Source organism: Arthrobacter sp. HLT1-20, assembly GCF_054510895.1.
Genome location: NZ_JBTNDR010000003.1, coordinates 92,329 through 110,443, shown reverse-complemented (window position 1 = coordinate 110,443; position 18,115 = coordinate 92,329). Strand labels below are relative to the sequence as shown.

The window sequence follows — 18,115 nt, the reverse complement described above, 5'->3', positions numbered from 1 at the left end:
GCACAAGGGCCAGCCTAGTCGTTAGGGGACTCTGGCCTTGGCCGTCCCGGCCACAAGCACGGTGAGGCCGGGACGGCGGGTGCGTTCCAGTTCCAAACCAGCCTCCGCCAGCCCCCGGATGGTTCGTTGCGAGAGTGGCGGCAGCTGGGGCAGGACCGTTTTCGGAGATCGGGCCACTGCAACAAGAAGGGAAATTCTGTGCCCGCCACCGTGGACTTCCACGCGGGCGTAGTCGCTGTCGCATCTCCAGAGCAATCGATCCAGATCGCGGTACGGGATGGCCACCGTCTCCGGGCCCGTCGTGACTGTGATCCGATCATTGCCAAAACTGACGGCGCAGGGAACGGTCTTGCGGCCCACGATTCCCTAGAACAGATAGTAGCCCGGAAGCCCGATCAATAGGCCGAACACAATGATGATGAACCTGGCGCTGCCAAGGCGAAGGAGGAACGTGTCAAAGGAGATCAGCAGCATCAATGCCACTGCGCCACCGAGAAGGACCACTCCTACGATGATCATGGTCAAAGTTCGCATCGGCAGGGGGATCGCCGAAAAATATACCCGCGTTCCCGGGCTTGTATCCGCCCACGACGGAGCAACCCTGACAGGTTTCGCCTTCTTCGACGGTTTGCATGCACTAAACGTGATTCGGCTCAGAAGGCCAAGCCACATCCACGCCACGGCCGGGATGGCCCCCATTTGCACCAGAAAAAGTAAGCTGCGGGGCCGTTCAGGAAGTTACTTCAAAATGCTGCTGCCGCCAAACACCATCCAGTGCAGCAGCACCCCCGAAACGGCGGCACCTACAACGTGGAGAAGCACACCCAGCCAGGCGCGTTTCACGCCGAGGGTGAAATTGACGAACGCAAAACCACACAACCACCCTCCCAGCAAAGTCAGCAGGAACGGCAACAGGTCCATACCGTTGCCGGCCAACTACCAAGGCAACGCCAGTGCTACACACCCGAGGGCCCAAAACAGCGGGTATCGATAAAACCTTCGCGAAAGCGGGGCATTCGCTGGCGGATCAGTTTCAGTCAATACCTTGGACATTCTTCGAAGCACTCACTTTCGATGTGGATATGACCGATCATAATCCGTGTAGGTATATCCAACACCGACGATGGCCGGGACCGATATGTCACCGGTCCCGGCCATCGTCGTGGCTCTACGGCGCTGAAGGCAGCGAAAGCTCCGGCAGGTACACCTTGCCGCCCGTGGCTAGAAACTGTTGGCTCTTCTCACGCATGCCGGCGTACATATCGGCTATCGCTGCCTGGGACTCGGCGGAGCCGTACTCGTCCCTAATGTCCTGACTGATGCGCATGGAACAGAACTTAGGTCCGCACATGGAACAAAAATGTGCAGTCTTGGCCGGTTCGGCCGGCAGCGTCTCGTCGTGGAAGGACTCTGCAGTGACCGGATCAAGGGACAGGGCGAACTGGTCGCGCCAACGGAACTCGAAACGAGCCTTGGACAGGGCGTCATCGCGTTCCCGGGCGCCGGGATGGCCCTTGGCGAGGTCAGCCGCGTGCGCAGCGATCTTGTAGGTGATCACGCCGGTCTTCACATCGTCCTTGTTGGGCAGGCCCAGGTGCTCCTTGGGCGTCACGTAACACAGCATGGCCGTACCGTAGCGGGCAATCTCAGTTGCCCCGATGGCCGAGGTGATGTGGTCGTATCCGGGGGCGATGTCTGTCACCAGCGGCCCCAGTGTGTAGAAGGGCGCACCCTTGCACAGCTCCTGCTGGCGCTCAACGTTTTCCCGGACCAGGTGGAACGGGATGTGTCCGGGGCCTTCCACCATCACCTGAACGTCAAACTCCCACGCCCGCTGCGTCAATTCGGCCAAGGTGTCCAGCTCAGCAAATTGGGCGGCGTCATTGGCGTCGGCGATGGAGCCCGGACGCAGGCCGTCGCCCAATGAGAATGCCACGTCGTATTGTGCAAAGATCTGGCACAGCTCGTCAAAGTGCGTGTACAGGAAATTCTCCTGGTGGTGGGCAAGGCACCAGCCAGCCATGATGGCACCACCGCGGGAGACAATTCCGGTCACCCTGTTGGCGCTCAGCGGGACGTAACGCAACAGGACTCCTGCGTGAATGGTCATGTAGTCAACGCCCTGCTCACACTGTTCAATCACCGTGTCCCGGAAGATCTCCCACGTCAACGCATTGGCTTCGCCATTGACCTTTTCCAGCGCCTGGTAAATCGGCACTGTGCCAATCGGGACAGGTGCGTTACGGATGAGCCATTCCCTGGTGGTGTGGATGTCATCGCCAGTGGACAGGTCCATGACGGTGTCCGCACCCCACTGGGTTGCCCACTGCAGTTTGTCCACCTCCTCGGCGATGGAGCTGGTGATGGCCGAGTTGCCAATGTTGGCGTTGATCTTCACCAGGAACGCCCGGCCAATGATCATGGGCTCTGATTCCGGGTGGTTGATGTTGTTGGGGATGATGGCCCGGCCGGCCGCCACCTCGCTGCGCACCAGTTCCACGTCGCAGTTCTCCCGGATCGCGACAAATTGCATCTCGGAGGTGGTGATGCCGCGACGGGCATAGTGCATTTGTGTGGCGGACCGGCCGGCCAGGGCACGGCGCGGCTCAGGTACCAAACCCTTCCATTCGGCGGATGCGGCGCCCCTGCGCACGGCGGACTTGCCGTCATCGAGCAGGTTCCGTGTGCGTCCACGGTAGATTTCCGTGTCGTTGCGGGCACTGATCCACTCACGTCTAAACGGCTGCAGTCCCATCACCGGATCGCTGCCCGGCCCTGCGGTGCGGTACACCCGAAACGGTGCGTTAGCCTGGCCGTTGGGCGATGGCTCCAACGCGATTTCGGTCACTGGTACGCGAATTCCCGATTCCGTGTCCACGTCAAAAGCCAGTGAATGCGATTTCAGGGAATGCGTTTCAGCCTGCTCCAAACCCTTGATGGCAGGGGTGATTGTTGTTGCTTTGGGGTTCACAGATTGCTCACTTCCTTCGCCGGCATTACCCGGACAGGTTCAACGGTCGCAGGCTGCTTCAGCCTGATCTCAGCCCCTGCAAGGGCTCCCGTGTGGTCGGAAGAAACGCTACCACGCACCGCGGCCCACCATTTGCCACGTGAGCTCAACCGGTTCCACACAACACAACCTGGAAAGCGCTAGCATGAGGGCATGACTTTGGCAGCCAAACCGGCACTTCCGTCACTATGAGCGCCGCTGATCAGCCGCCGCTGGCGTTTCCCCCTGACTCGCCCGATATCAGGCTGTTGGTAGACCTCACCAGTCACGCCAGTGACCTCTCGGAGGCGTCTCACACTCTTCGTCTTGCGCTGGAAGCCGGTGAGGGGGAACCCCTCTGGTTCCCCCTCACAATGCAGGCGGTCACTGCATACGTCCGCCCCTTCGTCCTCTCGAATGTGCGTAAACGGCTGGATCAGATGCCCCAGTTCACCGGTATCCCAGCTGAGTTGCAGTCACTTCATGACACCATCCGAAAGTACCGCAACACCACGGTCGCCCATTCCCAATCCGACCTCACCATGCCCGTCGCGGTTGCACTTCTCAACGAACACGGTACCGTCCGCGACGTCCAGGGATGGACGCTCCAGCAGCCGATGCCTGGTTCCGTGGCCAATGACTTTGAACTCCTCATTGACGCCGTCCAGACGATCATCGAGGATGCAACAAGGCCCGTCGCGGACAGGCTTCGGGAGCGCTTTCGTGGCGAGTCCGCCGAAACGATCGCAGCATGGCCGAAACTCGAGTTCATCGCCGCCAGGGACAATGAATTCTCCGGTACCCGGCAACGCCCTAGGGCGCCGCGGTTCACAACTTATTGGCGGATCGACAGTGAAATTGTGCCCAGGGACGCGTTTCCAAACTCCCAGGGCAACGACCCGCTGCACAGATGATGTGCACCATCGGGAGGGCCATTGTCGTCTGGACCGGTCTTACGCTTCCTCATAGCGGTCATAGGCGTGTCAGTCACGCGCAATGAACTTCTCGGGTGCGAGCGAACACGCGTGCACGGCCCGGTACTCCTGAAGGTGTCGCCGGGGCAATCTAGGGGTTAGGGCGCAAATATTGGTAGATGGCTTGGCGGCTGACCACGAATTCTCGGGCAAGGGCGAATTTTGCCTCTCCGGCAGCGGCTCGTTGAATTGGTGCGCCTGTCTGCTCGGCGTTCAACATCTTGCCTCTGCCGTTCTAGGTGCCGGTCTTTTTAGCCACGGTGATGCCCTCGGGTTGTCGTTCACGGATGAGGGCTCGTTCGAACTCGGCGAACGCCCCCATCACGGAGACCAGGAATGTGGCCTGAGGTGTACTACTGATGTGGAACAGTTCCTGAATGGGTTGTTCCTATGTCCTCTCGTCCAACGTTTTCCGATGAGTTCAAAGCTGATCCTGTCGCGCTGGTTGATGCCTCTGGTCACCCGTTAGCTCTGGTGACTGCTGAAATGGGTATCTCCCTGACCGCTCTCAAGCGCTGGGTGAAGCTCGCCCATGAGGGCCAGAAGGGTAGCGGCAAGAAACCGGATGAGCCGGTGGATACCGCGAAGTACAAGGCCTTGGAAGCCCGGCTGAAAGAAGTGGAACGGGAGCATGAGTTCTTGAAAAAGTGTCGGCGCTCTTCGCCAAAGAATGTCAAGCCCCGGGTTTTGTGGAGGGTTTGTTAGACCCGTTCCATCGTTTTGATGGCGGGTAGATTTGTGTAGTAGTTGGCTTCTGCTTCGACGGGTGGGATGTATCCGATTTCGCTGTGGAGGCGGCGGTGGTTGTACCAGTCGATGTATTCAGTGACAGCTATTTCAAGGTCGTTGATACCGGTCCATGGCCCCTTGTTCCTGACCAGCTCAGCCTTGAAGAGTGAGTTGAGGGCCTCGGCCATGGCGTTATCGTAACTTTAACCGGCTAATAATGGCTGAGTCTGTGCCATAACCGGCTAATCGTGGTGGCTCATCGGGGCGTGGTGTGCGGCCTGCCTTCGAGTTGCCTGAGGCGTTCTTCTTGGTTGCGGACGCGTGCGGCCAGTGCCTCGATGAGCACGTTGAGTCGGAGGACCTCGGTGGCAAGATTCTTGTCGGCGTTTAGGCGTGTTTCGGCGATGCGCTGGTGGATGAGTTCACGGGCGGCCGCATCGCGGTAGAGGCTCGAGCGTGGGATGCCGGTGAGGACTGCGACAGCGGTGATGCTGATCCGGGCGCCCTGTCCGGTGAGCTCCCGCAAGGCTGCTTCGATCCTGTCATTGAGCGGTTTCTGGCTCATGCTGTTTCGGTTTCTAGGATGAGCGTATCCAGCTGGGCCACGAGTGCTTCGTGTCGGCGGGCTTCACTGTCCCAGCCGCGGCCCCGGGCGTCTTGGGCCAGCAGGGCGGCATCCTTGCGTTGGGCTTGAAGCACTGGCAGGTTGCTGTTCTCGGTGCGGAAGCTGGGGCAGTGCTCGCAGATGTTCGCATAGGGGCAGGCTTCCTGTGCTGGGGCGCGTAGGCAGTAGCCGCCAGCCAGCCGGGATTTAATGGTCGGTGTTTCACGCCAGTTGCCGTCGGTGATGCTTGTGATGGGCAGCAGGGTCCTTCCCGTTCCGGTGGTGGTGCCGATGCGGGTTTTGGCCAGGTCCAGGGCTCGTTCGTATTCGGTGCGCACGGTGGAATCGAACAGGGACGCGTAGCGCAGGCTCATCTCTGCCGAGACGTGCCCGAGCAAGCTCATCAGGGCTTGGAGGGTGACGCCGGCATTGATCAGGGCGGTGGCGTAGGTATGGCGGAGCTGGTGCGTGGTCACGTGCCCGAGCCCTGCACTGGCCGCGGCACGGTCCAGCTCTGAGCGCAGTCCGTTGACGTGCAGCCGCTTCCCATAGTGGGTGAAGAGGAACTGCACGGGTTTTCCTGTCACGGGGTGAGTGATCGCCTGTCCTGGGGAACGGGCGGAGGTGATCCGATCCAGCAGCGCTAGGCTGTCATCATCCAGGGGCACCATCCGTTCGGTCTTCATCTTGCCCAAGGGGACCTTCAACCACGCGCCGTTGCCAGCGATCTGGTGAACACAGTCCAATTCCAGATCCAGAAGCTCACCGACTCTCAGCCCGCAAGCCCGTTGCAGCAACAACGCGTCGGCGACCAAACGGTTGGAGGATACCAACAGGGCATGGGCGAGCATCCTGTCGCTGTCCGGAGGAAGATAGCGCGGCAGCGGCCGGGGCAGGCGAGGAATATCGGAACGGAACAACAGTTGCCGTGCCGGGGCATCTGGCCATCCCCATTCAGTGATTTCCCGCAGGAAGTTTGAGACGGCGTGGATCCGCCGGGCCTGCTCGGCAGGTGAGAGGATGCCCCCGCTCTTGGTGTTCGGGGCCCGACTCAAAGCGATCAGGTACGGCTCAACATGCCGGCACCGCTCCAACCCGGCAGGCCCGCAAAGATCCGGATCCAGTGTGGTGACATACGCCCCAAAATGGGCCAGTCGAGTAGCTAAAGATGAGACCGTTCCGGGAACACAGGTCACTGTTTTACGATCCAAATACCGCACCAAAGCCCCGCTCAGGGGCCCGTGAACTGTTTCCATGTGTTGGATGAAGGAACGGCGAGTATCTGGTTTCGGTGCTGGTTCGGGCATGATCTCAGCATGGAAAAGCACCCGGCGAACATCAGCGCTGAGCACCAGGTAGGGGTGGGCCGAGCGGCCGGAGCGTTGTTCCCGAGCCCGGCAAGCGCCCTCAAATTCCTCCAAGTCACCGGTACCTGCGGAAGAGAGCGGGCCGCCTGTGTGGAGCAGTAGCCGGGCCACGACCCCGGTGGCCATGGCACGGCTGACGCGGTCACTAAAGCCCAGTGTGCGGGCCCGGTCCAGAAAGAAAAGCAGGTCCGTTTCCAGTGGCTGGCCCGCGCAGGCACTAAGGATATTGGTGAGTTTGGTTTCCAGCAGATACCCGTAGTCACCATGGATCCTTCCGGTGAGCATCAAGAACAGAACGAAGGGCGTCGTATGATATTTGGTTTCGCAACGGGCCTGCAGGGGTTTACTCAACCAGTCTTCGGGGACCGGCCAGCGGGCCATGAACGTTCTGGCGCCGGAGAAGGCAGGTTTGGAGCCGTGCCCGCGGGCCGCTAGGTAGTTCCGGTATTCGCCCACGATCAGGGCCGGGTCATCAACTGCTGGATTGCTGGCGTTTACGGGCTGCATCGTATTCGGCTTTCACGTGGGCGGGGGCCAGATGGATATAGCGGGCGGTGGTATTGACGTGGGCATGACCCAGCAGCTCACGCATCACGGCCAGATCGACCCCGGCCTCGGCCAGGGCGCTGCCGAAGGTGTGCCGCAGCGCGTGCGGGTGTCCCTCGGAGACGCCGGAGATTTCCCGGTGATACCGGAAAATGGTCCGCAATCCTGCCGGGGTCAGGGGCTGGCCCCGGGTTTTGCCCTTGGCCACCAGAAACAGCATCCGGCTGGTTGATTCAGGACGCTCGATCAGCAGGTAGGTCTGGATGATCGCGGCAACATCGGTATCCAACGGAACCCGGCGTTCCTTGGCTCCCTTGCCGTGCACCAGCAGCCAGCGGGCACCGATATCAACATCCCCTACGGCCAAGGCCAGGACCTCTCCGGCACGCAGCCCGCAATAGAGCATCAACCCGGCCATGGCACGGTCCCGCCAGGACTTCAGACCTTCAAAGAGGGCCACAACCTCCGCATGGTCAAGGGCGCAGGGAAGCCGTCGAGGTTCACGTAGCCGCAGTGCCGAGCGTGGCTGCGGGCGGGCCAAATGACCGAGCAACCCGGAACGATGGTCTGGCCCGTGCCACCTGCTTTCCGCTCCGCGAGGGATGGGATTCTTCAACGCGGGGTCGCGCATCACCATGAACGTGAACAGACCCGAGACTGCGGCCAGGCGCCGGTTCACCGTGGCAGGGGCATAGCCGTCGGTGCGTTGCCCTTGCAAGGTCAACACATTGGGTCCGGGGCGGCCAGGAACCGTGGCCTGGCGGCAGGCAGTGAGGTAACGCAGCATCACGTCGGTGCTCACGTCAGCGAGACCGACGCCTTCGGTGCCCAGCCAGCGGCAAAAAGCCAACAAATCAAATCCATAGGCCCTCACCGTCGCCGGCGAATAGTTCCGGTCCGCCAGATAACCCAGATACTCGTTAACCGTGGCGAACACGGCCGAGCCAGAACCGGCAATCTGCCACGCTCCACCGGAGGCCTCCAACCTCAGATCCTGCCCGCTCTCCATGGGACAAAAGGGTCCGCCTCGTCCGAGCTAAAGTCAAGGGTTACCGTGGGTTTCCTGGGGTGAACAACTGGATTAGCCGGTTAACGGGGAATCGCCCTTGGCACCGACGGAGGCTACCGCTTCGGACTCGGCGAGGCGCTCGGTGTAGCGAATGGCACGATACTGCACACCTCTGTCCGAGTGGTGTACGAGCTGTGAAACATCTTTTCGATCACGCCGTCGAGTCCATAATCCCATCTCCAATGCGTCCAAGGCAAGAGCGGTGTGCATGGTCGTGGAGAGCTGCCAGCCGACCACCCGGCGGGAGAAAACGTCCAGCACAAACGCAGCATAAACCCAGCCCGAAAACGTTTTAATATACGTTATGTCTGCGACCCAGAGGCAGTTCTGTGCCGGCGCTGTGAACTGCCGACGGACCAGATCCGCTGGCCGTGCCGACAGGGGCCCCGGAACGGTTGTGCGGGGCCCCTTGGCCCGCCGCACACCATGGAGCCCGGCACGGCGCATGAGCCTCTCCACGGTGCAACGAGCCACTTTGTGGCCAGCACGGTTCAGGGCCGCGTAGACCTTCCTGGCCCCGTACACACTGTAGTTTTCCTGATGCACCACCTTGATCTTCTCCGTCGTTACAGCATCGCTGACAGCCCGCTTCGATGCGGGGCGGGACTTCGCCGCGTAGTAGGTCGAAGGGGCAATCGGCAGCTGCTTGCAGATCGGCTCGACCCCGTACTCTTCCTTGTGCTGGTCAATGAACTCAATCATCGTCGGGAGGGGCGGTCGAGCTCCGCCGCAAAGAAAGCCGACGCGGACTTCAAGATCGCATTCGCCCGACGCAACTCAGTGACCTCCCGCTCCAACTCAGCCAACCGGGTCGCGTCATCGGTGGTGGTGCCAGGGCGAACGCCCTGACCAATCTCCACCGTGCGAACCCAACCACGGAGTGTGTCCGCCGGAATGCCCAACTGCGCGCCGATACGAGTAGCAGCTCTACGCCGGTCATCAGGATTCTTCTGCGCATCCATCACCAGGCGAACTGCTCGTTGGCGAAGCTCATCAGGATACTTCTTAGGTGGTGCCATGGGGCTCATCCTTTCAAGGAATCAACACCCTCCATTAAACCCGGGGCGGTTCAGAACAATGGTAGATACCATGTACCGTCTTGTTCAACAGGAGGAGAACGCCGGAGCGACACCGACGAGCCTACGTCGCCGGGAGCTGACGGATCAGGCGGCGCGTACTCTGGCCGGATAGCGGCAACCTTGGCACGGAACAGTGATGCCGATCCCGAACAGCCCACCCGCTCGGCCAACGCCGCGGCCGGCATCGAAGGTGTCTTCACCAACAACTCCCGCACCCTCGGACTAAACGCGTCAAAACTCGAGATCCCGGACGCGCGCTGATAATCCGGCACACGGTCCGATTCCAAAGCCCGGTCAACAGTCCCGCGGAAACACCCACGATCCTACCGATCTCCCGCTTTGAGTGCTTGCCCGTCGAAAACAGGTGGCGTATCTCAGCCCAATCATCCAAATTGATCACCCTCCATGATGGTTGGTGGCCCTGTTTCATTTGGCAGCCGTGGCCCTATTTTCGGTTGGCGTTAACAGATTCAGGGCAACCCCGCAAAGAGCCGCCAGTCTCATATGGGGTCATGCCCGGCGAAACACCTAATACCAGTATCAAAGTCCCACATTCTTGACACACCTCAAGTGGCTGAGCAGGATGTGGTCGACCAGATCCATGCTTCCCTCATGTATCCGTGGAACCTGTTTTCTTCCGGGATCGCAGCGGCGATGTTGTACAGCCGGTTCCGATCCCCCTTGTCGGTCCGGTCGAATCGGCCGGTTCCCAGCTGGGATCCGAATGGCCCGTGCAGCATGTGCGTATTGGCGGCCGGTTCGGTATAGTTCACGTCCCTCAGTACGACCGCTGAGGTGGTGCCCTCAGCTTGTCAATCAGACCGGCCAGCATCGGCGGCACAAGGACTGGTTGGCGATGCAGCGCCAGGTAGGAATATTCGTTGTCGGCGGTGACATTCTCGGTGGTGGGGGTAACTATTTGCGTGGGAATCTGTCCGTAGAGAAGCACGAGTGCACAGGCAACGCGTGTTTGAATCGGCAGCTTGGCGTCTCTGAGGCAACGTTGGAGCATTTCCCACCGGCGGTCGGATCCCATGATTTGCTCTGGCAGCCGGCGACCCGGCAGCGGGAAGCCGGCCTTGGGGACCAGCGGTACAGCGGTTAGCGCTAAGCCGGTGGTTGTGATCGCTGAGTGCAGGCGTCCAGGCAGTGTTGGACTCGATGTTGCTCGCGGAGTCCAATCTGGGGTTTGAGGAGGAACTGAATAGCGGATAGCGCTAGGAGGGTCAGCCATATCCGTTGTCCTTGGCTATCGTTCTGAAGCGGGGAGCGGCTGGACGCCTCCGCGGCAGCAAACCAGAGCGCCGGCGCAACCTGGGGGGCACACGTACGATTTCGTCCGTTTTCAGCGATCCTGCACTTCGAGGCCTCCTCACCGGATATGCCCGTGTCTCTACCAGTACCCAAGACCTGACCACTCAAAAGACCGCACTAGCGGCCGCCTGTTGTTCAGCCTTCCGACCAAAGCCTTGAACGCAACTCTTACCCGGCGTACAGTGTCCACAAGATCTCGGCTGCAATGAGGCAACGACATGATCTGTATCTGCGTTAATGGAAGACCCGGGACGACGGCCAGTCCCCGTTTCGTCAGGAACGCACGCTTGTTGGCCGCAAGCCTCACTTTAGTCATCGCGGCGCAGCTGACCGCATGCGACGTCAGCGGCCCCCCTGCGCATGACAGCGGCTGCACTTCGAAATGGCCCGAGCGAGTTGCCACAGAGACAACTAACCCGGCTGAAGTCGAGTACCTCGACGACATCGTTGCATGCTTAGGCGACGACGCGGGAAGCATGTCCTTGACCAACAACAGCGACATGGTTTGGGCCATCTATTCGGAGTCTACTGCCAAGGTCGATACCGTATCCCCGGCCCCTACCGTTACCGAGTTCCATACCATTACCGATAGTCTCACCCCAGACAGATTCATGGTCCCAAAGGAAACAATCAGTATCAATGCAGCACGGCAGGTTGTCGAGTGGGCAATCCACCCGGAGTTCAGTGCCGCATGGACTGCAAATGCTTTCCTGCTCAAGCAAATCACCAAGACGGGTGAGTCCGCTCTCAAAAAAGCCCTAACGGGCACCTCCGCAGTCCGTCGCGCAGTATGGGCTTGCACAAAGGGCGTGTACGACGCAGGAACAGCCGCCCTGAAACTCACTGGCTATCAGCAGTACGACCCTGCGGAGCAGATCGCCACTGGATTCGGCATTTTGAACTCAGCTGGAACCTGCGGAACAGCCTGGGCGGCGGCAGCCGAACGAGAAGCGGGCACCACGCCGCGCTGGGCGCTAGTCGTTGAAGAAACTCATATTGCACTGGCGCCCGCAGGGGAGCTCGCCGAAAGATCCTCCAGCCTGAAGAGTGGCGTGAAGACGTTCCTGCCTTTGATCTGCAAGTGGGTCCCCCGCTGCTAGGGGTCGCTTAAGAAAGAGGGGTAAACTCCCGAAACCCAAAATGAGACCTAGTCTCAGCGCGATGGAATTTGATTGAGCGCCCACCCCAATACGGACTCAGATCACTTTTCGGCACAGAAATCTGCGCCGAAATGTAGTCCAACGCTCCCAGCAGAAGATCCTCACGCCCGACTGGAAATCTGGCATGGTGCTGAAAGAACTTCAGAAAGACAGCAAACCCTGCCCGAGTCGTTCCTGACTACTTAGCCCCCAAGGCCACATCATCATCGACTAAAGCCCACAAATCAAGAAGCTCACTAGTCAGTTCCAGGCCAATACCAGAACCTAACCACATCTAGATTGCCCCTGACGACACTTTCAGGAGTACCGGGCCTGCGAGCCGTGCGGACAAGCAACTTGACTGCCGCGGGCACAATTTCCGCCATGGAGGGAAGGGCGGTCACGACGAGCATGCCCGCGATGCCCAGATGGAACCCATCGAGCAGGCCGCCGTTGGCCGAGGCCTGCTGACGGATCCTCAGCTCACTATAAAGGTACGTGAAAGGGACTAGATTCAGCCGGACAGCATGGCAACATTCATTGGCGAGCCGGTCAAAACCCACATTGGCAACACCAAAGCACGGGCGACCGTTGGCCAGCCCAGCCGCCTCATCGTGTCATTGCCCCTGCAGCTGCAGCGTGCTCAGCCCGCGGCCACACTCACTGCCCCGCCTCGTTGCGAGCGTTTGCCTGCTCCAGTCCGGAGCGGGAATCTGCCAGTGCGAGGATCTCCGCCGCCCGCGCCTGCGCCATGGCCGCATCAGCCCGAACAAAGCCTAGGCGTGTGCGCCGATCCAGGAGGTCCGCCACGCTGGCGGCACCCTCGGCCTGCACCGCGAAGAGCAGTTCCGCCCCGGTGATCTCCGTCCCCTCAAACAAGGGCTCCGCCAACCGTGGATCCTGCCGCTGGAGCGCCTGCACCGCAGCGGCTTCCGTGCCGTATTTTTCCACGAGCCGGGCCGGTGCGTCCATCGCTCCGAGCACTGTGGCGGAGGCGGCGCCCACCAGCGGCACGGTCTTGGTGCGACACCGGGCGTCGATCCCCAACCGGGCCACCACAGCGTCCACGGCATCCTGGGCCATCCGGCGGTAGGTGGTCATTTTGCCGCCCACCACGGTGATGGGAGCTCCAGGGACATCCCGGATCAGGTGCCTGCGCGAAATGTCCGCCGTGCCATCCGGACCAGCCCCGTGGGCAGCCTCCACCAGGGGCCGCAGCCCCGCGAAAGATCCCACCACGTCGTTGCGGTCCAGGGGCACCGCCAAGGTGGTGTTGACAATGTCAAGGAGGAAGTCGACGTCGTGCTCGGGAACCAGGGGACGGTGGCCGTCGGCCAGGTGGTCCTCCTCATCCGTGAGCCCGATGTACACCACGCCGGAGGGCTGCGGCAGCACAAAAACGTAGCGGCCAAAGTGGCCGGGGACGGCCACCGTGTGAGCTGCATGGGGATTGCCCAGACGCTCGGCCCGCACCACGAGGTGCGTGCCACGGCTGGGGGTGACTGTCAGTTGGGATTCGAAGGTGGCCGCCCACACGCCGGTGGCGTTGACCACCACCCGCGCCCGGAGGGAAACGGGCTCCCCCGTTCGGGTGTCCACAGCCTCCACGGTGGTCGCCGTCAGGCGGCTGGCCTTGACGTCACGGATCACGTGGGCCCCATGCCGGGCCGCCGTGCGGACTACGCCAAGCACCAGCCGTGCGTCGTCCACGGCCTGTCCGTCCCAGTAGAGATAGCCGCGCCGCAATGCCGTGGCATCGAGGGCCGGGGCCAGGGCCGTCACCGCCTGACTGGAGAGGAGTTGGGGCCGCGGCAGTGTTTTGCTGCCCAGCCCGGACAGCCTGCGCAGGGCATCGTAGATGAGAACACCCAGCCCCGCCGCCGCACCCTCCCAGGCCGGGGCGCTGCGGGCGTCCGGGATGACAAACCCCAGCGGGCGGACCAGATGCGGGGCTATTGTGCTCATGAGCCAGCGCCGTTCCATGGCCGATTCCCAGGCCACGCCAAAGTCCATTTTTGCCAGGTACCGCAGCCCGCCATGGATGAGTTTGGAGCTGTAGCCGCTGGTGCCGGACGCAAAGTCGTGGCTGTCGATCAGGGCAACGCTGAGTCCGCGGCTCGCGGCATCCAGGGCCACCCCGGCGCCGGTGATGCCGGCACCCACCACCACCACGTCCACCGTGTGGGCGTCCACATACTCCAGCGCGCGCCGTCGGCTTTCATCATTGATCCAACTGAGGTTTGCCATCCTTATGCTCCATTCTGCTGTGCGCCGGTGTTCTGCGGGGTGAGGTAGCGTGCCAGCATCTTGGCCAGCTCTGCCAGTGCGTCCTCAAAGGCGTCCGCCTTGAGCAGAACCCGGCAGGACAGGGCCACGCCTTGCAGCGTCAGCAACACCGTGGTGGCGGTGACGCTGGAGGCTTCGACGCTGCCATCCTGCACGCCGGCATCAAGCAGCAGGCGGAGCTGGTCAAGAATGAGCTGTTGGCTGGCACCAAACCGGTCCGTCACATAGGGGATCAGGAATTCCGGGTCGCGCTCGGCGATGGACGCCAGCAGCGCCGAGGTGGCGAACACCCGGACGCTTTCCACCGCGAAGTGCACCAGCTGCTCCCGTCCCGTGCCGGTGGGCGTGCCGGTCCGCACGCTGTTCGCATAGCTGCGGAACTCATGGGTGAGCGTTGCCAGCACGGCATTCTCCACCGATCCCATGCGCCGGTAGAAGGTCATGCGGGAGATGCCGGCACGCTCGGCAATGTCGTTGGCCGTGGTCCGCCGGACACCGTGGAGCACCACCGAGTCCCGGGTTGCGGCCAGAAGCGTGTCATCGAGCTGCACATTGGTACGTTGTGACGTCATGTGTCACACTGTATCTCATGGTGACGAATCTCACAGAAGATATTTCCCGCTCCGTCTGGCACGGTTGGGGTGACCCCGCCCGCGCACGGCCCCTGGGCACCGGCGCCCTGGACTTTCTCCGCCGCACCCTGAAGTTGGCCAGCGTCGCGGCCGTTCATCCTCCCGTAGACCTGTCCGAGGTACGCGTGGGCCCGGTGGCGCTGGAGGAGACGGTGTTGGATGAGTTGCGGGCCATTGTGGGCGCGCAACACGTGGCCACGGATGCTGTGGAGCGCATTCTCCACGCCGGCGGCAAGAGCACCCCCGACCTGCTGCGCCGCCGCGGCGGGGATGCACTCGAGGCTCCCGACGCCGTGGTGTTCCCCGGCAGTAGCGAGGAAGTGCACCACCTCCTGGAACTGTGTGTGCGGCGGCAACTGGCCGTGGTGGCCTTTGGCGGCGGGACGTCAGTGGTGGGCGGTGTGGAGCCACTGCGTGGCCGCTTTGCCGGCGTCATCACCCTTGACGTGCGGCGCATGAACCGGCTCCTGCACGTGGACCCCGTCACCCGCACAGCAACCTTTGAGGCCGGCATCAGGGGCCCGGCCATCGAGGCGGCGCTGGAACCATACGGCTTCACGCTGGGGCATTTTCCGCAAAGCCACCAGGAAGCCACGCTGGGCGGTTATGTGGCCACCCGCTCCGCCGGCCAGGCGTCCACCGGTTATGGGCGTTCCGACGATCTGGTCAAGACCGTGCACCTGGAGACCCCCGCAGGCCCGTTCGACGTCGGCTCGCTGGCACCGGGCACGGCTGCCGGGCCCAAGCTGCTCGATGTGGTGGTGGGCAGCGAGGGAACACTGGGAGTCATCACAGAGGTCACCGTCAAGGTCTCCCCCACGCCCGGGGACAAGGTGTACGGCTCCTGGTCCTTCCCGTCCTTTGCTGCCGGGGCCGATGCCATGCGGCGGCTGCGCCACGACGGTCGCAGCGGCGACATGCCGCACGTCTGCCGGCTCAGCGACACTGATGAAACGGCGTCGACCTTCAGGCTGGGCGGCTGGAAGACGGGCTTGCTGTCCCGCTACCTGACGGTCCGCGGCCAGCAAAGTCCGGCACTTGCCCTCTTTGTCTGGGAAGGCGACGGTCGCCAGGCACGGGCCCGCATGCGGCGCAGCGCTCGGATCCTGCGGCGCGCCGGGGGCATCCCGGTGGGTCCGCTGCCGGGGAAGTCCTGGGAGCACGGCCGCTTCAGTGGCCCTTACCTGCGTGACGAGCTGCTGACCCGCGGCGTTTATGTGGAGACGCTTGAAACGGCGGCAACCTGGAGCCAGCTCGAGACCACCTATCAAGGTGTCCGCCAGGCCATCCTGGACGCACTTGAGGCCAGGGGCGCGGCAGCCTATGTACAGACGCATATTTCGCACGTTTATTCCGACGGCGCGTCCCTGTACTTCACCTTCCTGGCCGGACTCGAGGAAGACGGGATTGCACAAAATGCGCGGGTCAAGGAGGCTGCCTCGAACGCCATCGTGGCGGCCGGGGCCACCATCACCCACCACCACGCCGTCGGCCTGGATCATGTGCCCTACCTGGGTGCCGAAATCGGGGACCTGGGCATCAGGGTCCTGGCCGGCATCAAAAACACCCTTGACCCTGGCGGCATCATGAACCCGGGCAAACTTTTCCCAACACCTTTGGAGACTCAGCCATGAATAGCACTATTGGATCCCTCGCCAATGCAACCGTCCTGATCACCGGCGCCGCCATGGGCATGGGCAAGATGTACGCCCACCTGGCGGTCAAGGACCGCGCCGCCCAGGTGGTCCTGTGGGACATCAATGCCGATCTGTTGGAGGAGGCAGCCGCCGAACTGCGCGGCCGCGGCTCCGAGATCCACACGTACGTGGTGGATGTCAGCAAGCTGGCGGACATTGAGGCTGCGGCGGAGAAGGTGCGCACCGAGGTGGGCACCCCGGACATCCTGATCAACAACGCCGGCATTGTGCGCGGCAAGTACTTTTGGGAGCACGATCAGCGCAGCGACATCGCCGCGACCATGGCCATCAACTCCCTGGCCCTGATGCACGTCACCCGGGAATTCCTGCCTGCCATGATCGACGGCGGACGGACGTCGCGGATCGTCAACGTGGCTTCGGCGGCCGGCCTGCTGGCCAACCCGCGGATGAGCGTCTACTCCTCCTCCAAGTGGGCGGCAATCGGATGGAGCGATTCGCTGCGGCTGGAATTGATCCAGGCCGGCCACCACCACATCAAGGTGACAACGTTTTGTCCTTCCTACATCAAGACGGGCATGTTTGAGGGCGCCCGCGGCCCCCTCCTGACCCCGCTCATGGAACCGGCGGCTGTGACGGAGCGTGTGTGGCGGGCCATGAAGGAGGGCACCCCCATGCTGATGATGCCGTGGACGGTGAAACTCAGCACGGCACTACGTGGAATCCTGCCGATCGCCGTCTGGGATGTGGTGGCTGGGCGCGTGTTTGGCGTGTACAAGTCCATGGAGCATTTCACGGGACGCAAGTAAGGATCCTGCCGCATTGGCCCATTCCTCGTCCAAGCCCGCGCCACCAGAGGAAGGGGCTCAGGACTGTCATGGTGGCAAGACGGGGGCGTCGCGGCATGCGCCACAACCGGATTGAGGAAGAATCGCAGAACGGGTTCTGCTTCGATCCTCATCCATGGACCCTGAAATTACCGAGGATTTGATCAGGCGGCCACTCCCGACTCCGTTCGATTGACCGCCCCAACGAAGCGGTGTGTCGTGGCCATTTTCAAGAGGAAGACTGCCGCACCAGAGGCACCCGATTCGGAGCTCACATTTTTCACCGAATCGGGCGCGAATGAATGTAGAGAAACCGTGCACGAGGTTTTCGCCGAGCTAGGGCTCGACGTCACCATGCACCCCGGCCATGCCGTCGATGCATCCGGACGCCGTTTCGGTTTCTGGAATGTCGCCGCTGCCTGCCACGAACGGCCACGGCGTGCTTGGCGGGGTGTGATCCGGAAGCATCTTCAACGAGTGCTGGCCAGCTTCAATGCGCCCGATCCGTTCGACAACCTTGCCCCAGCGAACGTGGCCACGCAGACAAGTTCGGCGGCTGGGAAGCCCTCCGAACGCACAGGTCAGTCCGTCCGGGAAGACTTCGGCTGGCTCATGAGCATCCCGAATCGACATCAAGTTGTTTGGCACATCATCAAGGACGCCACCGTCGTCGCAGCGGTAAACGCCATGGCCCATTTCACCGCACTGGGATACAGCGATTCAGCAGGGCCGATCAGTCCGCACGTCTTCTGGTGGAACGGCAGGGGCTACGAGCAGCTCACGCACATGACAGAAGATGGTGGCCTGACAATCCAGGTGAGCCCGGCATTCCAAGCCGTCGTTGAGGCGGTGGCTGAGGGCAGATAGCGGACACCGGTGGAAATAGCTGCGACGTTTCCAGTAGC

Annotated in this window: 20 protein-coding genes, 1 pseudogene, 1 riboswitch and 1 other annotated feature; of the genes and pseudogenes, 7 read left to right on the top strand and 14 right to left on the bottom strand. The window is 62.0% G+C overall.

What is annotated here, in order from left to right:
* Window positions 1–21: 21 nt before the first annotated feature.
* The 4 genes from ACX80Q_RS03055 to thiC form a co-directional block, all read right to left on the bottom strand.
* Window positions 22–360 (bottom strand): hypothetical protein, encoded by a 339-nt coding sequence (locus tag ACX80Q_RS03055; protein WP_459329038.1) that lies wholly within the window; start codon window positions 358–360, stop codon window positions 22–24.
* A 6-nt stretch (window positions 361–366) separates the two neighbouring features.
* Entirely contained in the window at window positions 367–519 is a 153-nt protein-coding gene (locus tag ACX80Q_RS03050) for a hypothetical protein (protein WP_459329037.1), read from the bottom strand.
* 219 nt (window positions 520–738) lie between these two features.
* Complete coding sequence (locus ACX80Q_RS03045) at window positions 739–936, bottom strand: hypothetical protein (RefSeq protein ID WP_459329036.1); 198 nt, start codon at window positions 934–936, stop codon at window positions 739–741.
* Between the two features lie 232 nt (window positions 937–1,168).
* On the bottom strand, window positions 1,169–2,971 hold the full coding sequence (gene thiC, locus ACX80Q_RS03040; protein ID WP_459329035.1) for a phosphomethylpyrimidine synthase ThiC: 1,803 nt from the start codon (window positions 2,969–2,971) through the stop codon (window positions 1,169–1,171).
* Window positions 2,966–3,073: riboswitch (TPP riboswitch) on the bottom strand. Its footprint overlaps the gene before it by 6 nt.
* Before the next feature lie 125 nt (window positions 3,074–3,198).
* Between thiC and ACX80Q_RS03035 the strand changes: the two genes are divergently transcribed.
* The gene (locus tag ACX80Q_RS03035; protein WP_459329034.1) at window positions 3,199–3,903 is read left to right on the top strand and encodes a hypothetical protein; all 705 of its coding nucleotides are present in this window, start codon (window positions 3,199–3,201) and stop codon (window positions 3,901–3,903) included.
* Between the two features lie 295 nt (window positions 3,904–4,198).
* On the opposite strand, the gene ACX80Q_RS03030 is transcribed toward ACX80Q_RS03035, so the two are convergent.
* Window positions 4,199–4,324 carry a recombinase family protein gene (locus tag ACX80Q_RS03030; protein ID WP_459329109.1) on the bottom strand — a complete coding sequence of 42 codons (126 nt, stop codon included), beginning with the start codon at window positions 4,322–4,324 and terminating at the stop codon, window positions 4,199–4,201.
* A 29-nt stretch (window positions 4,325–4,353) separates the two neighbouring features.
* Between ACX80Q_RS03030 and ACX80Q_RS03025 the strand changes: the two genes are divergently transcribed.
* A complete protein-coding gene (locus tag ACX80Q_RS03025; protein WP_459329033.1) occupies window positions 4,354–4,668 on the top strand; it encodes a transposase in 315 nt (104 codons plus the stop codon).
* Here ACX80Q_RS03025 and ACX80Q_RS03020 read toward each other — a convergent pair.
* The 6 genes from ACX80Q_RS03020 to ACX80Q_RS02995 form a co-directional block, all read right to left on the bottom strand.
* Entirely contained in the window at window positions 4,665–4,880 is a 216-nt protein-coding gene (locus ACX80Q_RS03020) for an integrase core domain-containing protein (RefSeq protein WP_459329032.1), read from the bottom strand. The two genes, ACX80Q_RS03025 and ACX80Q_RS03020, sit on opposite strands and share 4 nt — an antisense overlap.
* Before the next feature lie 68 nt (window positions 4,881–4,948).
* Window positions 4,949–5,257 (bottom strand): hypothetical protein, encoded by a 309-nt coding sequence (locus ACX80Q_RS03015; RefSeq protein WP_459329031.1) that lies wholly within the window; start codon window positions 5,255–5,257, stop codon window positions 4,949–4,951.
* Window positions 5,254–7,170, bottom strand: coding sequence for a tyrosine-type recombinase/integrase (locus ACX80Q_RS03010; protein ID WP_459329030.1), 1,917 nt, complete (start codon window positions 7,168–7,170; stop codon window positions 5,254–5,256). Before ACX80Q_RS03010 ends, ACX80Q_RS03015 begins: the two co-directional genes overlap by 4 nt.
* On the bottom strand, window positions 7,136–8,218 hold the full coding sequence (locus ACX80Q_RS03005) for a tyrosine-type recombinase/integrase (RefSeq protein WP_459329029.1): 1,083 nt from the start codon (window positions 8,216–8,218) through the stop codon (window positions 7,136–7,138). The genes ACX80Q_RS03010 and ACX80Q_RS03005 overlap by 35 nt, the downstream gene beginning before the upstream one ends.
* A 72-nt stretch (window positions 8,219–8,290) precedes the next feature.
* Entirely contained in the window at window positions 8,291–8,980 is a 690-nt protein-coding gene (locus tag ACX80Q_RS03000) for an IS3 family transposase (RefSeq protein ID WP_459329028.1), read from the bottom strand.
* Window positions 8,906–9,019: a sequence feature (AL1L pseudoknot), on the bottom strand. (Overlaps the previous gene by 75 nt.)
* Window positions 8,977–9,297 carry a transposase gene (locus ACX80Q_RS02995; protein WP_459329027.1) on the bottom strand — a complete coding sequence of 107 codons (321 nt, stop codon included), beginning with the start codon at window positions 9,295–9,297 and terminating at the stop codon, window positions 8,977–8,979. Its footprint overlaps the feature before it by 43 nt. The genes ACX80Q_RS03000 and ACX80Q_RS02995 overlap by 4 nt, the downstream gene beginning before the upstream one ends.
* A 180-nt stretch (window positions 9,298–9,477) precedes the next feature.
* Between ACX80Q_RS02995 and ACX80Q_RS02990 the strand changes: the two genes are divergently transcribed.
* Both ACX80Q_RS02990 and ACX80Q_RS02985 read left to right on the top strand, forming a co-directional pair.
* A complete protein-coding gene (locus ACX80Q_RS02990) occupies window positions 9,478–9,618 on the top strand; it encodes a hypothetical protein (protein ID WP_459329026.1) in 141 nt (46 codons plus the stop codon).
* Between the two features lie 1,340 nt (window positions 9,619–10,958).
* A complete protein-coding gene (locus ACX80Q_RS02985) occupies window positions 10,959–11,771 on the top strand; it encodes a hypothetical protein (protein ID WP_459329025.1) in 813 nt (270 codons plus the stop codon).
* Between the two features lie 7 nt (window positions 11,772–11,778).
* Here ACX80Q_RS02985 and ACX80Q_RS02980 read toward each other — a convergent pair.
* The 3 genes and pseudogenes from ACX80Q_RS02980 to ACX80Q_RS02970 all read right to left on the bottom strand — a co-directional run.
* Window positions 11,779–11,988 (bottom strand): annotated as a pseudogene (locus ACX80Q_RS02980) (DUF4158 domain-containing protein); the annotation flags it as partial.
* Window positions 11,989–12,470: 482 nt separating this feature from the next.
* On the bottom strand, window positions 12,471–14,057 hold the full coding sequence (locus ACX80Q_RS02975) for a glycerol-3-phosphate dehydrogenase/oxidase (protein WP_459329024.1): 1,587 nt from the start codon (window positions 14,055–14,057) through the stop codon (window positions 12,471–12,473).
* Between the two features lie 2 nt (window positions 14,058–14,059).
* The gene (locus ACX80Q_RS02970; RefSeq protein ID WP_459329023.1) at window positions 14,060–14,668 is read right to left on the bottom strand and encodes a TetR/AcrR family transcriptional regulator; all 609 of its coding nucleotides are present in this window, start codon (window positions 14,666–14,668) and stop codon (window positions 14,060–14,062) included.
* Window positions 14,669–14,685: 17 nt separating this feature from the next.
* Between ACX80Q_RS02970 and ACX80Q_RS02965 the strand changes: the two genes are divergently transcribed.
* The 3 genes from ACX80Q_RS02965 to ACX80Q_RS02955 all read left to right on the top strand — a co-directional run bounded on the left by ACX80Q_RS02965 (window position 14,686) and on the right by ACX80Q_RS02955 (window position 18,077).
* Window positions 14,686–16,362, top strand: coding sequence for an FAD-binding oxidoreductase (locus ACX80Q_RS02965; protein WP_459329022.1), 1,677 nt, complete (start codon window positions 14,686–14,688; stop codon window positions 16,360–16,362).
* Window positions 16,359–17,192, top strand: coding sequence for an SDR family oxidoreductase (locus ACX80Q_RS02960; protein ID WP_459329021.1), 834 nt, complete (start codon window positions 16,359–16,361; stop codon window positions 17,190–17,192). The genes ACX80Q_RS02965 and ACX80Q_RS02960 overlap by 4 nt, the downstream gene beginning before the upstream one ends.
* 237 nt (window positions 17,193–17,429) lie before the next feature.
* Window positions 17,430–18,077, top strand: coding sequence for a hypothetical protein (locus ACX80Q_RS02955; RefSeq protein WP_459329020.1), 648 nt, complete (start codon window positions 17,430–17,432; stop codon window positions 18,075–18,077).
* The last annotated feature ends 38 nt before the right edge of the window (window positions 18,078–18,115 follow it).